General features: G+C 70.5%; 15 protein-coding genes and 1 pseudogene. 5 read left to right on the top strand and 11 right to left on the bottom strand.

The window, feature by feature from the left end; translation table 11 throughout:
- Nucleotides 1-133: 133 nt before the first annotated feature.
- A complete protein-coding gene (locus LH62_RS08125) occupies nt 134-736 on the bottom strand; it encodes an HD domain-containing protein (protein WP_082012821.1) in 603 nt (200 codons plus the stop codon).
- Between the two features lie 76 nt (nt 737-812).
- Here LH62_RS08125 and LH62_RS08120 point away from each other — a divergent pair, with 76 nt between their 5' ends.
- Entirely contained in the window at nt 813-1,322 is a 510-nt protein-coding gene (locus LH62_RS08120) for a putative adhesin (RefSeq protein ID WP_144404421.1), read from the top strand.
- An 88-nt stretch (nt 1,323-1,410) separates the two neighbouring features.
- On the opposite strand, the gene rho is transcribed toward LH62_RS08120, so the two are convergent.
- Nucleotides 1,411-2,685, bottom strand: a complete 1,275-nt coding sequence (rho, locus tag LH62_RS08115; RefSeq protein ID WP_043336915.1) for a transcription termination factor Rho — start codon at nt 2,683-2,685, stop codon at nt 1,411-1,413.
- 317 nt (nt 2,686-3,002) lie between these two features.
- On the opposite strand from rho, the gene def reads away from it, so the two are divergent.
- Entirely contained in the window at nt 3,003-3,581 is a 579-nt protein-coding gene (def, locus tag LH62_RS08110; protein WP_052213948.1) for a peptide deformylase, read from the top strand.
- Here the strand turns inward: def and hemJ are convergent.
- From hemJ to hemE, 5 genes are all read right to left on the bottom strand, one after another.
- Nucleotides 3,578-4,030: a protoporphyrinogen oxidase HemJ gene (gene hemJ / locus LH62_RS08105; protein ID WP_043360513.1), complete on the bottom strand. Its 453-nt coding sequence runs from the start codon at nt 4,028-4,030 to the stop codon at nt 3,578-3,580. The two genes, def and hemJ, sit on opposite strands and share 4 nt — an antisense overlap.
- A gap of 4 nt (nt 4,031-4,034) precedes the next feature.
- Entirely contained in the window at nt 4,035-4,616 is a 582-nt protein-coding gene (locus LH62_RS08100) for a hypothetical protein (RefSeq protein ID WP_043360512.1), read from the bottom strand.
- A 3-nt stretch (nt 4,617-4,619) separates the two neighbouring features.
- Complete coding sequence (locus tag LH62_RS08095; RefSeq protein WP_043360511.1) at nt 4,620-5,270, bottom strand: HAD family phosphatase; 651 nt, start codon at nt 5,268-5,270, stop codon at nt 4,620-4,622.
- Nucleotides 5,270-6,346, bottom strand: a complete 1,077-nt coding sequence (gene hemH / locus LH62_RS08090) for a ferrochelatase (RefSeq protein WP_236552506.1) — start codon at nt 6,344-6,346, stop codon at nt 5,270-5,272. The genes LH62_RS08095 and hemH overlap by 1 nt, the downstream gene beginning before the upstream one ends.
- 185 nt (nt 6,347-6,531) lie before the next feature.
- The gene (gene hemE, locus LH62_RS08085) at nt 6,532-7,590 is read right to left on the bottom strand and encodes a uroporphyrinogen decarboxylase (protein WP_043360507.1); all 1,059 of its coding nucleotides are present in this window, start codon (nt 7,588-7,590) and stop codon (nt 6,532-6,534) included.
- A 312-nt stretch (nt 7,591-7,902) separates the two neighbouring features.
- Here hemE and LH62_RS08080 point away from each other — a divergent pair, with 312 nt between their 5' ends.
- The 3 genes from LH62_RS08080 (at nt 7,903) to LH62_RS31905 (ending at nt 10,037) form a co-directional block, all read left to right on the top strand.
- Nucleotides 7,903-8,796 (top strand): pyruvate, water dikinase regulatory protein, encoded by an 894-nt coding sequence (locus tag LH62_RS08080; RefSeq protein ID WP_043360506.1) that lies wholly within the window; start codon nt 7,903-7,905, stop codon nt 8,794-8,796.
- Nucleotides 8,793-9,404, top strand: coding sequence for a nucleoside triphosphate pyrophosphatase (locus tag LH62_RS08075; protein WP_043360505.1), 612 nt, complete (start codon nt 8,793-8,795; stop codon nt 9,402-9,404). The genes LH62_RS08080 and LH62_RS08075 overlap by 4 nt, the downstream gene beginning before the upstream one ends.
- Before the next feature lie 99 nt (nt 9,405-9,503).
- Complete coding sequence (locus LH62_RS31905) at nt 9,504-10,037, top strand: hypothetical protein (RefSeq protein WP_236552695.1); 534 nt, start codon at nt 9,504-9,506, stop codon at nt 10,035-10,037.
- A 260-nt stretch (nt 10,038-10,297) separates the two neighbouring features.
- On the opposite strand, the pseudogene LH62_RS32650 reads toward LH62_RS31905, so the two are convergent.
- The 4 genes and pseudogenes from LH62_RS32650 to LH62_RS08055 all read right to left on the bottom strand — a co-directional run.
- Nucleotides 10,298-10,459 (bottom strand): annotated as a pseudogene (locus tag LH62_RS32650) (helix-turn-helix domain-containing protein); the annotation flags it as partial.
- The gene (locus LH62_RS08065; RefSeq protein WP_043360504.1) at nt 10,456-11,001 is read right to left on the bottom strand and encodes a Smr/MutS family protein; all 546 of its coding nucleotides are present in this window, start codon (nt 10,999-11,001) and stop codon (nt 10,456-10,458) included. The gene LH62_RS08065 and the pseudogene LH62_RS32650, both read right to left, overlap by 4 nt.
- Nucleotides 10,998-11,762: a lactate utilization protein gene (locus tag LH62_RS08060; protein ID WP_082012419.1), complete on the bottom strand. Its 765-nt coding sequence runs from the start codon at nt 11,760-11,762 to the stop codon at nt 10,998-11,000. Before LH62_RS08060 ends, LH62_RS08065 begins: the two co-directional genes overlap by 4 nt.
- Nucleotides 11,759-13,183, bottom strand: coding sequence for a LutB/LldF family L-lactate oxidation iron-sulfur protein (locus LH62_RS08055; protein ID WP_144404420.1), 1,425 nt, complete (start codon nt 13,181-13,183; stop codon nt 11,759-11,761). Before LH62_RS08055 ends, LH62_RS08060 begins: the two co-directional genes overlap by 4 nt.
- Nucleotides 13,184-13,185: the final 2 nt, after the last annotated feature.

The raw sequence follows: 13,185 nt of genomic DNA, 5'->3' as shown, positions 1-13,185 counted from the left end.
CTCACAATCGGCCGCCGGACGTGCCATGTTCTGACCACGGGACGCCGGTTGAGCAGTCCCGGGCCGCTCCCCCCCTCCATGCGGCCCGGGATCAGACCCCCCCAAGCCGGCCGGCGTCCCGAATACTTCCCCCTCAGGCTTCCTCCGCTAGGCGCGTCACCGCGTGGCGATAGGTCTCGTCAAAGAGTACGTCGAGGGCCGGGTTGACGCCCTTGGCGCCGGCGGCGACGCGGCCGGCCCAGCCCACATATTCGAGGCGACGGGCATGATCCCAGCCGATGGGCGGGCTGCTCCGCATGGTGCGAAGATTGGCGATCTTGTCGGCCAGCTTCACCTGCTTCGCCGCCTCCGAGGCGCCGGCGGCGTGACGGATCTGCAGACCCTTGCGAACCTCCTTCGGCAGCGACTTGTCGTCCGAGACCTCAGCGACGATACCGGCGACCTCGGCGCCGAAGGCAGCGTCGAGATCGGCAAGCGTGGTCGGGACGGGGTCGGCATCGCTGTCCTCGACGGTGTCGTGCAGCAGGCCGGCGACGATGGCGGCGGGCGGGGCGCCGGCGGCGGCAAGGATCTCCGCCACCTCCAGCACATGGTTCACATAGGGCTCGGCGGCGGCGCCCTTTCGGCGGTGCGTGGCATGGACGCGGGCGGCGAAGCTGGCGGCGCGGAGAATGGTGGCGAGGGCGGGCTCCGCTGGGGCCTGCCCGGCGAGGGACACTATCGGGGCGACGGTCATGGCATCCGGGTTCGGCACAGTTTAGGTTCCATCAGGCGGCTCACTCATTTCATGCCGCCCCGGGAAGGGCTGAAGTATGTCAGGAAGTATTGCCGCATTGCGCGCCTCGTTGTTCGGCGTCGTTGATTATGTCTGCGGCGGGCATGGCGCACGCTGGCCAACGGACGGGACCTTTACCGTGCCGGCTGGGGTGACCATCCTGTTCTACGTGCCCGACGGCGTTTCACTGCCCAATACCATTGGCCAGAAGGTGGACCAGGTGCTGGCCGGCGGCACCGCGCCGACGCCGACCGAGACCGTCACCGCGGGCTCGCCGTGCCGGAACTATCGGCTGTTCAGCAGCAAGGCCGGCGGCTACCTCAACCTGGCGATGTCCTCGACGGCGAACGACCGCTACATCACCACGACGGACAAGGATGTGGGCATCCATCTGGAGGACATCGTGAAGATGGTGATCGCGAAGTCCCCAAATGCCCGCATCCATTGGAGCGCCTGCCGCTCGCTCGAAAGCGGCACCGACGTCTTCTCCTGGAGCAAGCCGACCTATAGCGGCGCCTTGGGGGTCCTGGCCACGAAGAGGCCCTGACCGATCCGGCTCGGAAGCCGGATCGAGGCGTTCAACGCGTCGCGCCGGACAGGCGCGCAGGGAAATGACTCGATGCTATGAACACCGGTCAGGTGTTCATAGCATCGAAGAAGTCCTGGTTGGTCTTGCTGTACTTCAGCTTGTCCAACAGGAACTCCATCGAGTCCTGGGTGCCCATCGGGTTCAGGATGCGGCGCAGGACCCACATCTTGGCGAGCGTGGCGCGATCCACCAGCAACTCCTCCTTGCGGGTGCCGGACTTGGTGATGTCGATCGCCGGGAAGGTGCGCTTGTCGGAGAGCTTGCGGTCGAGGACGAGCTCGGAGTTGCCCGTGCCCTTGAACTCCTCGAAGATCACCTCGTCCATGCGCGAGCCGGTGTCGATCAGCGCCGTGGCGATGATTGTCAGCGATCCGCCTTCCTCGATGTTGCGCGCCGCGCCGAAGAAGCGCTTCGGCCGCTGCAGGGCGTTGGCGTCCACGCCGCCGGTCAGCACCTTGCCGCTCGACGGCACGACGCTGTTGTAGGCGCGGCCGAGGCGGGTGATGCTATCCAGCAGGATCACCACGTCGCGCTTGTGCTCGACCAGGCGCTTGGCCTTCTCGAGCACCATCTCCGTCACCTGGACGTGGCGCGTCGCCGGCTCGTCGAAGGTGGAGGCGACGACCTCGCCGCGCACGGTGCGGGCCATGTCGGTGACTTCCTCCGGCCGCTCGTCAATGAGCAGAACCATGAGGAAGACCTCGGGGTGGTTGGCAGTGATCGACTTGGCGATGTTCTGCAGCATCACCGTCTTGCCGGTGCGCGGCGGCGCAACGACGAGCGCGCGCTGGCCCATGCCGATCGGCGCGATCAGGTCGATGACGCGGTGGGTGTAGTCCTTGGACGGGCCCTTGGCGACCGCCTCCGCGTCCGGGTTCTCCATCTTGAGGCGGCGGTTGGGGTAGAGCGGCGTCAGGTTGTCGAAATTGATCCGGTGGCGGAGCGCCTCCGGCGGCTCGAAATTGATGGCGTTGACCTTGAGGAGGGCGAAGTAGCGCTCGCCGTCCTTCGGCGCGCGGATCTGGCCCTCGACCGTGTCGCCCGTGCGGAGGCCGAAGCGGCGCACCTGGGCGGGCGAGATGTAGATGTCGTCCGGCCCGGGGAGGAAGTTCGCCTGCGGGCTGCGGAGGAAGCCGAAGCCGTCGGGCAGGATCTCGAGCGTGCCTTCGCCGAAGATTGCCTGGTCGTTCTCGGCGAGCTGCTTGAGGATGGCGAACATCATGTCCTGCTTGCGCAGGGACGAGGCGTTCTCGACCTGAAGCTCCTCGGCGAAGGAGAGGAGTTCGGCGGGGCTCTTGGCCTTGAGTTCGGAAAGATGCATGGCGCGGTGCGTCCGGATGCGAGGGGACAGGACGGTCCCAATGAGGCCGGGGATCGCGGCGCGTGGCGCGCCATAAGTCCGGCCCTTCCGCCTGTGCCATGAACACGGACCCTGGATAGGGGCCGGGGCCAGTGGCCGGCGATGTCCCAAGGAAGGAAGGAGGGAGAGAGGCAGCGGGCGCGTGAACGAGCCTTATGCCCCGAGGAAGCGGAGCGGACCCTAAAGGACCGAATCGCTGGCCGTCAACGATTGAGATGGGGTATTTCCCCCTCAAGGTCAAGTCTCGCAGGGGGCGGGCGGGCTGGTAAGCTTCCGCCATGGCCGTCCTCAAGATCGCCCGCATGGGCCACCCCGTCCTGCTCGAGCCTTGCCGGCCGGTCGCCGACCCCGGCGCGCCCGAGATCCGTCGCTTGGTGCGGGACATGTTCGACACCATGGAAGATGCGCCGGGGGCCGGGCTCGCGGCGCCGCAGGTGCATGTGCCGCTTCGGCTTTTCGTCTTCCGGGTGCAGCCGCATCGCTCGACTGGGGCGGAGGGGGATGCGGTGGCCGGCAACACCGTCGTCATCAACCCGGTGATCGAGCCGGTGGGCGAGGAGCGGCAGATGCGGTGGGAGGGGTGCCTCTCCATCCCCGGCCTGCGGGCCGCGGTGCCGCGCTTCGCCCGCATCCGCTATTCGGGCGTCGATTGCGACGGCCGGCCGGTCTCGGCCGAGGTGACGGGCTTCCATGCCGGCGTCGTCCAGCACGAGTACGACCACCTGGACGGCATCCTCTACCCGATGCGCATGGCGGATTTCCGGCCGATGGGCTTCACCGAGGAGATCGGCCGGACAGAGGAGCTGGCGGCGCGGATGGCGGAGATCCGCGCGGAGTGGGCGGGGTTCGCCGGCTAGAACGGCTTCACGATGACCATGATGATGATGATCGCCATCAGCACCGCCGGCACCTCGTTCACCACGCGCCAGTAGCGTTCGGTCTTCGGCCGCTCGTCGGCGGCGAAGCGGCGGCGGGCGGCGGAGAGGTGGCCGTGGACGCCGCTCATCAGCAGCACCGAGAGCAGCTTGGTGTGCCACCAGCCGGCCCGCCAGTCGATGACGCCGGGCGTCAGCACCAGGGTGATCCCCAGCAGCCAGACGGCGATCATCGCCGGGTTCATGATGCCGCGCATCAGGCGGCGCTCCATGGTCTGGAACAAGTCGCTCTGCGCGCCGCCGACCGGCACTTGGCTGTGGTAGACGAAGAGCCGCGGCAGGTAGAGCAGCCCGGCCATCCAGGCGATGACCGCGATCAGGTGCAGCGCCTTGGTCCAGGGATAAAGCGGCGCAAGGGCGTCGATGGTCACGAGATCAGGTATCCTGCCCGGCGCAGCTCTCGACCGGACGGGTGAAGGCGACCCAGTTGTCGCCTTGCTGCAGGCAGCCATTCACCCAGTCGCCCTGGAAGACGCGGCCCTGCACGCTGAGCCGCCCTGGGCCCTGCGGGTGGCCGGCACGAAGCGTCCCCTCGAATTCGATGCCAAGGCGGGGCAGGGCAAGGCGGCCCTCCACCAGCCGGTCGTCGCGGAAGACGCCCTCCTCCTCGCTCACCACCCGGCCGCCCTCGGTGATGGTGAGCTTGCCGCGGCCCTCGTTCTTCCCGCGGAGGATGTCGCCCTGGTAGTCCATGCGGCGGGTCTCGCCGCGGCTCTGCCAAGTGACGATGGCGCGGCCAGGGCCCTCGGCGGGGCCTTCGGGGCAGGCGCCGTTCCAGTCGGCGACGATGTCGCTCGCGCCGGGCTCGATGCCGCCGGCCCAGAGCCAGCAGCCGCTCCTTGGGTCGGCCACCCAGCCGGCGCGGCCGCCGGGGATCATCCGCTCCGCCTCGGGCGGCTCGCCGGCGGCCATCAGCAGCAGCGCCGCCGCGGCGGCCAGTATTCCGCGTCCGATCATGGGCTACTCCTCGATTCCCAGCAGGGCCGGCAGCTCCGCCATGCTGGCGAAGGGCCGGGCGCCGACCGCGGCCAGCACGGCCGCTTCCGTGTCCCGCGTGAAGCCCAACACGCGGCAGCCCGCGGCGATCCCGGCGCGGGCGCCGAGCAGGCTGTCTTCCACCACGATGCAGTCGGCCGGGGCGGCACCGCAGGCGGCGGCGGCGGCGCGGTAGATGTCGGGCGCGGGCTTCGGCCGGGGCACGTCCTCGAAGGTGAAGACGCGCGCGCCGAAATACCGGGCGAGGTCGAGCCGGGCGAGCTTCGCCCGCAGCTCGCCGCGGGTGGAGTTGGAGGCGACGGCGAGCGGCAGCCCGGCGGCCGCAGCGGCGGCGACGGCAGCCGGGGCGCCGGGGATGGCCTCCACCTCTTCGGTCAGGGCGGCCATGATGCGGCGGGTCAGCGCCTCGCCCCAATCCCCCGGCAGCGCGCCGCAGCGGGCCTCGATGACGGGCAGCATCTCCGGCAGGGCCATGCCGAGAAAGGTCTCGCGCGCCTGCTCGGCGGAAAGGCGCCAGCCCTGGGCGCTGATCGCCTCGGCGACCAGGCGGTTCACCAGCCCCTCGCTGTCCGCCAGCACGCCGTCGCAGTCGAAGAGGACGGCGGCGGGGCGCATCAGGCGAGCTCCGGGGCGCGGGTGCGGGCCCTGGCATGCGGGCAGTCGCCGAAGGGCTTCGGGCATTGCCGGCCGCCGGCGAAGCTGCACAGCGGGCGCTCATCGGCCTCGGCACGGCGGACCAGGTCGCGCAGCGCCCGGATGAAGGCTGGGTCGCTGTTCTGGGCCGGGACGCGGTAATAGCCGGGAACGCCGAGGCGCTCCGCTTCCTCACGGTACTCCACGTCGAGCTCCACCAGCGTCTCCGAATGCTCGGAAACGAAGGCGATGGGGCAGATCAGCACCGCCACCTTGTCATGCGCCGCGCGCTCCAGCTCCAGCTCGGTGCTTGGGCCGATCCATTTCTGCGGGGTGACGCGGGACTGGTAGCAGATGGAGTGGTCCAGCCCCTCGATCCCCAGGCGCTCGACCACGGCGGCGACGCTCCGCTCCACCTGCCACTGATAGGGGTCGCCGCGCTTGACGATGCTTTCCGGCAATCCGTGGGCGGAGAACAGGATGCGCAGCGGAACCCCCGGCGCCAGGGCGGCGCGGGCGGAGTCGTAAGCCGTGCGGACGGCGGCCGCCGTCGCCGCGGCGAAGGCCGGGTCGGAATGGTAGCAGCAGAGTGTCTTGGTCGGCACGGCGAGCCCGGCGCGGGCAGCAGCCTCGTCCCAGGCGGTGACGCTGCTGCCGGTCGTCGTCGTCGAGTATTGCGGGTAGAGGGGCAGCAGCAGCACCCGGTCCGGGCCCCAGCCGCGCACGGCGCGGGCGGTGGCGTCGCTCATCGGGTGCCAATAGCGCATGGCGATGAAGCAGCGATACTCCGCCCCGCCGGCCGCATTCAGCTCCGCCTGGAGGTCGTGGGCCTGCGCCTCGGTCAGCTCCAGCAGGGGCGACCGGCCGCCGAGGATGGCGTAGTTCTCGGACGCCGCCGGGGTGCGCCGCTTGGCGATGAAGCGGCCGAGCCAGGGGCGAATGAAGCCGGGCACCCGCAGGATGGCCGGGTCGGTGAAGAGGTTCTCGAGGAACGGGCGTACGCTGTCCGGCGCGTCCGGCCCCCCGAGATTGAACAGCACCACCGCCACCCGCTGCATCGGAACTCCCCGAGCCATGATCCAGGCCCGCAGATTTGGCCGCTTCGCCAGCGGGTCAAGCTGCGGGTTAGAGCAAAGCGGGGGCGGGGGGAATTACCCCGGCGGGCAATTCGAGGCATTGAGGAGGGCGCTGCCCTCCTCAAGCTCCTCCTGCCAAGGGCCGGAGGGCCCTTGGAACCCCTGAGTCAGCCGGTGCGGACCAGGCGGACCAAGGCCGAGACGTTATCGGGAGACGTCACCTTCTCGATGCCGTGGCCGAGGTTGAAGATGAAGGGGCGGCCGCGCATGGCACCCAGGATGGAACGGGCCTCCGTCTCCAGGGCCATGCCGCCGGTGACGAGGGAAAGCGGGTCGAGGTTGCCCTGGAGGCACATCGAGGGCGGCACCGCCGAGGCGGCCCAGCGCAGGTCCATCGAGGTGTCGATGCCGAGGCACTGAACCCCGGTGCGCTGCGCGTATTCCGCCAGCATCGGCCCGGCAAGGCGGGGGAAGCCGATCAGCGGGATGGTCGGGTGGCGCTTGCGGATGGCACGGACCAGGCTCGCCGTCGGCTCGATCACCCAGCGGCGGAACTGGCTCGGCGCCAGCAGCCCGGCCCAGCTGTCGAACAGCATCAGCACCTCCGCCCCGGCATCGGCCTGGGCGCACAGATAGTCGGCGCTGGCATCGATCAGGATGCGGATGAGCCGGCCGAACAGCGCCGGGTCGCCATAGGCCATGCCGCGGGCGGCGGCGAAGTCGCGGCTGCCATGGCCCTCCACCATGTAGCAGGCGACGGTGAAGGGGCTGCCGGCGAAGCCGATCAGCGTCGTCCGCGGCGCCTCCTCGGCCAGCCCGGCGCGGACCAGGCGCACCGTCTCGATGATCGGCGCGGCATTGGCGGCGCAGACGGTCGGATCGAGTCGGTTGATCGCCGCGGCGTCGCGCACCGGCTCCAGCACCGGCCCCTCGCCCTCGGCGAAGCGGAGCGACTGGCCCATCGCCCAGGGCACCATGAGGATGTCGGAGAAGAGGATGGCCCCGTCCATGCCGTAGCGGCGGATCGGCTGGAGCGTGACCTCGGCCGCCATCGCCGGCGCGGTGCAGAGGGCGATGAAGTCGCCGGCCTGGGCGCGGATCTCCCGGTACTCGGGCAGGTAGCGGCCGGCCTGGCGCATCAGCCACATCGGCGGCGGCCAGACCGCCTCGCCGGCCAGGGCGCGGAGCAGGGGCTTCTGACTCGGACTTTCGCTCACACCTGGCATCTCTTCCTCCCTGGAGCCCTACCCTTCGCAAGAAAACAAGAGTCTTGAAAGGATGAGGTAGTGATAGGGCCTGTGGATGCTGTGGAGGCAATTACTCCGGATTCCATCCACAGGCCTGTCCACGATCGACTGAGTCGGCGACTCGCTGACTCCGTTGGGTGAATCCTCCGCCGTCCCGGAGTCGGCCGACTCAGGCGGGATTCCCCTCCCGCCTGTGCGGGACATACTGAGTCGTCCCCTCCATCCACCGCGGGCGGCGTTTGCCTCGGAGTTTTCCACTTCGTCCCCAGCGGCCTGCGCTATTCTCCCGGGATGCCCCACAGAACAGTCAACCTGCACCTGGTCTCCGACAGCACGGGCGAAACGCTCAATTCGATCGCCCGGGCGACCCTGGCGCGGTTCGAGGACCACCACGTGGTGCATCATCGCTGGAGCCTCATCCGCTCCCGCCTGCAGCTCGACCGGGTGCTGGAGGGGCTCGACCACGAGCCGGGGCCGGTGCTCTTCACCCTGGTGGACAAGAGCCTGCGGCTGGCGCTGGAGGAGGCCTGCATGCGCCTCGGCGTGCCCTGCCTCTCGGTGCTCGACCAAGTGGTGGACCTGCTGCAGGGGCAGCTCGGGGCGCGGGCCAGGGAGAAGCGGGCGGCGCAGCATGTGATGGATGCCGACTACTTCCGCCGGATCGACGCCATGCATTACGTGCTGGCGCATGACGACGGGCAGGGGGCAGCAGGCATCCACGAGGCGGATGTCTGCCTCGTCGGCGTCTCGCGCAGCAGCAAGACGCCGACCTGCTTCTACCTGGCGAACCGTGGGATCAAGGCGGCCAACGTCCCGATCGTGCCCAATTCGGAACTGCCGCCGGAGCTGGCGGATTCGCCCTGCCCGGTGGTGGGGCTGACCATCGAGACAAAGGCGCTGATCGAGATCCGCCGGCACCGGCTGCGGCTCATCGGCGCCGACGGCGTGCGGCAGGACACCAACGACTATATCGATCATGACAGCGTGAAGGCCGAGATCCTCGCTGCCAGGCGGCTCTGCAACCAGCATGGCTGGCCGGTGATCGACGTGACGCGGCGGAGCATCGAGGAAACGGCGGCGACCGTTCTTCAGCTCATGGACGCCTGGCATGCCCGCCGAGGGGCAGCGGGGGGCCATGCGCCGGCCGATCCGGCGGCGGTGGTGCTCGGCGGAGGCGCGGCATGATCCAGCGGGAGGCACCGGCCCTCATCCTCGCCACCGCCTCGGCGGCCCGGCGGGCGGTGCTGGCGGCGGCGGGGCTGCGCTTCACGGCCGAGGCGGCGGCGGTGGACGAGGCGGCGATCAAGGAAAGCGCCCGCGCCGAGGGCATCCCACCCGGCGAGGCGGCGATGCTGCTGGCCGAGGCCAAGGCGCAGCGCATCGCCCGGCGGCATCCGGAGGCGCTGGTGATCGGCGCCGACCAGCTGCTGGTCTGCGACGGGCGCTGGTTCGACAAGCCGCCGGACATGGCGGCGGCGCGGGCGCAGCTGCTGGCGCTGCGCGGCCGGCCGCATGAGCTGATGACGGCGATGGTCTGCTGGCGCGGCGGCCAGCGGGTCTGGCAACACCTTGCGAGGCCCCGGCTGACGATGCGCGACTTTTCCGAGGAATTCCTCGGTGCCTATCTCGCGGCGGAAGGGGAGGCGGTGCTTGGCTCGGTCGGGGCCTATCGGCTGGAGGGGATCGGGGTGCAGCTGTTCGATGCGGTGGAGGGGGAGCACAGCGCCATCCTCGGCCTGCCGCTGCTGCCGCTGCTCGGCTTCCTCCGGCAGCATGGCGTGCTGATCAGGTAAGGGTTCCCAGCAATCGTATATTGACGACAAGGTGAATAAACACGATCTTGTGAGCATCCTGGGCGCCATCCCGCGTCCGGCTGCTTGCGGGATCGCGCGATGGCAGATCGTCAGGATGGGCGTCTTACGGAGGCCGGGCCGGTGGCCGACTCCGCCCTCGCCGAGCGCCCGACTGGGCTGCGCAGCCATGACGAGCTGATGGAGGAGAATGGCGGGCTGGTGCCATGGTGCGGGCCGGCGACGCTGGCCCTGGCGAGTGGGCTGCCCTACCGGGCGGCGGGCACGCTGCTGCGGGGGGTCGCGCCGGACTGGTACCCTGGCACCGGGCCGGTGGTGACGGCCTATTGGCGGGACATCCTCGGGGCGCTGGAGCAGCTGGGCGTGGCGCATGCGCCGGTGGAGCTGCCGGAGCGGCGGCCGAGCCTGCTCGGGCTGGTGCGCGGGGGGCTGGCGCCGGGGTGGTATCTGCTGCGGGTGACGGACCACTTCCTGCTGCTGAACAACCAGGGCTTCGGCCTGGCCGCGGTGCATGACAACCGGCTGACCGCGGCCGTGCTGACCGCCAAGACGCATGGCCGCCGCCGCGTCACGCATGCCGCGCAGCTGGTCTCTGGCCCCCGCCTGCGCTTCTGACGCCTACTTGTGGCGGGGTCCGGGGCCAAGCTTTGGCCCCGGCGGGGGCATGGGGGGGGGGGGGGGGCGCCCCCCCCATCCAGCGTTTGAAGCAAGGCCCTGATGGTGTCCGGCGACAGCTTGCGGATATCCCGCGCCAGCCGGTTGGCCAGCGCCGTCGCCTCCGGGCTCAGCCCCGCCGTATCCAGCACCACCCGCGGATGGGAAAGGCGAGCGAGACGCGCCATCTCCTCCGCATCGTCCCAGATCAGCCCGAAGAACTCGTTCACCTGATGGATGAGTCCCGGCGAGGGCCGGCCGCGATGGCCATGCTCCAGCGCCGAAAGGTAGGCGGGGGAGACGTGCAGCGCCTGGGCGAGAGCGGCCTGGCTGACGCCATGGGCCTCGCGGAGGGCGCGGAGGCGCTGGCCGAAGGGGGTCACCGGCGCCTGCGAAGCAGCAGGTGGACGGCGCCGGGATTGCTGGCATGCGGGTGGGCGGCGCCGAGGAGGAGGGGCCGCATCTCGGCCGCGTTCAGCCAGAAGGGCAGCTCGCGGCGGAGCACGCCGCCTTCGGCGCTCGATCCTTTGCCGGTGACGATGGCGACGCAGCGGAGGCCGTCGGCCTGAGCCTCCTGGAGAAAGCGGCGGACGGCGGCATGCGCGTCCTGGGCGCGGCGGCCATGCAGGTCGAGGGTGCGCTCCGGCTTGGTGCGTCCGCGGCGGAGCTCGCGCCATCGCTTGCCGTCGAGGCCAGGGGGCGGAGTGCCGACCTGAAGCTCCGGGGCAGGGCGCAAGACGGCGGGCCGCGGCGGCGGAACGGCAAGGGGAGCGGCAGGCGCGGGGCCCGGCAGCGTCGGCTCCGGCGGCGGCGGTGGCAGGGCCTTGCCGGGCATGGGCGCCACATGGGCATGGGCCGTATAGGCCTGCCAGAGACGGCGATCGAGCTCGGTCAGGCCCCGGCGCCGCCGGGCGGGCGGGCTCAATCCCCCGGGGCGGCGGGACCGCCCGGGACGGCGACCGGCGGCGGGGCCGTGGCCTCGCCCATCGGCAGGGCGGCGGGGTCGTCGTCGATCAGGATAACGTGGAGGCGCCGCGGGCCATGGGCGCCGAGCTCCAGCGTCTGCTCGATATCGGCACTGCGCGAGGGGCCGGTAACGAACATGATGTTGCGCGGCATGAATCCCCCGCTTCGCTCGTCATGGCTCTCGGCGCGGAGGCGGTCCCAGGCCTCCTCATAGGCGCCGACGATGCGGCTGGCGCGGAGCACCACCATCTCGGTCTCGGCGAGGAGGTTGAGGGTTGTCGGGCGCTCCGGCGCGGAGGGGAGCATCAGCGTCCCCGTCTCGGCGATGCCGGCATAGCCGTGCTGCAGGCTGACCTGATCGGTGGCCTCCGCGCGGCGCTGCTCCACCTCCAGCAGCGGGCGGCTGGACCAGGGGATCGCCTGCAGCTCCGGGTGCGGCGCCATGGGAAAGCGGGGCGACAGGTTCTGCGCCGCCAGGTAGTCGGCGATGGCGGCAGGCACGGCCTCGGCGTTCGGGACGCGCTCGACGGTGCCGAATTCCTTCTCCACGTTGCGGATGAAGAGGGCGACCTGGTCCGGCCGCGGCAGGCGCGAGCGGGCGGGGATGAGGTGGCGGGGATGCGTCGCCAGCCGCCCGCCCAGCATGGCCTGCTGGTCGGCCGGCAGCGGCCCGCGCTTCAGGCCGCGGCGGATGGCGCCGAGGATGGCCTCCTTGGTCATCGGCGGCGCTGCTCCTTCGCATAGCGGGCCATGAAGGTGCCGCCCTCGGGCACGGGGAGGTCCCGCCCGGCCGTCCAGCCGCCCGCCAGCGGCAAGGAGCGGAAGGCGCCCTTGCCGCGGCCGAGCAGGCTGAGGGCGGCGTTCGCCGCGCGGGTGGCGGCCCGGTAAAGCGTTGGGCGGCGGGCGAACCAGGCCCAGAGGGCAAGGTTGCTGCGCTGGGTGGCGGGCGTCAGGTGGCGCTCGAATTCCCGCTCGCGCCAGTGGCGCATCATCTTCGGCAGCGGGATCTTCACCGGGCAAACGCTCTCGCACTTGCCGCAGAATGTGGAGGCGTTGGGCAGCATCCCGGTCTTCTCGATGCCGACGAGCGAGGGGGTGAGGACGGAGCCCATCGGCCCGGGATAGACCCAGCCATAGGCATGGCCGCCGATCGCGCCATAGACCGGGCAGTGGTTCATGCAGGCGGCGCAGCGGATGCAGCGCAGCATCTCCTGGAACTCGGTGCCGAGCATGTTGGAGCGGCCGTTGTCGATCAGGACGACGTGGTACTCCTCCGGCCCGTCCAGGTCGGCCGGGCGGCGGGCGCCGGTGGAAAAGGTGGTGTAGACCGAGAAGTCCTGGCCGGTGGCGGAGCGGGCGAGCAGGCGGAGCAGGCTGGTGGCGTCCTCCAGCGTCGGGACGACCTTCTCGATGCTGGCGAGCGCGATATGGACCCGCGGCAGGGTCTGGGTCAGGTCGCCATTGCCCTCGTTGGTGACGATGACGCTGCTGCCGGTCTCGGCGACGAGGAAATTGGCCCCCGTGATGCCGACATCGGCCTGGAGGAATTTCTCCCGCAGCTTGGTGCGGGCCTCGGCCAGGATGTCGCGCCGCTCGGCGAAGACGCGGTCGCGCGGCAGGTCGGTGTGCAGGCGGCGGAAATCGGCCTCCCAGTCCTCGCGGTTCAGGTGGAAGGCGGGGGCGATGATGTGGCTCGGATGCTCCTGGCGGAGCTGGAGGATGTACTCGCCGAGATCGGTCTCGACCGGGCGGATGCCGTGCGCTTCCAGGTGGGCGTTGATCCCGAGCTCCTCGGAGATCATCGACTTGCCCTTGGTGACGGTGCGGGCATTGGCGCGGCGGCAGATCTCCAGCACGGTGGCGCGGGCGTCGTCGGCGGTCGAGCACCAGTGGACCTGGCCGCCGGCGGCCTTCACCTTGGCCTCATAGGCCTCGAGGTAGAAGTCGAGGTTCGCCAGCGTATGGTTCTTGATGTTCCGGCCGATGTCCCGGAGCTGCTCGAATTCCGGCAGGTTGGCGACGGCCTGGGCGCGGCGCTGGAGGAAGGCGCCCTTCGCCGTGCCGAGCGCCTTCTGCAAACCGGGGTCTGCGAGCGCGGTCCGGGCATTCTCCTTGAAGGCGGGCGAGGTGATGGCGACCACGG

Source organism: Belnapia sp. F-4-1 (genome assembly GCF_000802185.1).
GTDB lineage: Bacteria > Pseudomonadota > Alphaproteobacteria > Acetobacterales > Acetobacteraceae > Belnapia.
Note: the sequence above shows the minus strand (reverse complement) of the source record. Positions and strands in the feature narration are given on the sequence as shown.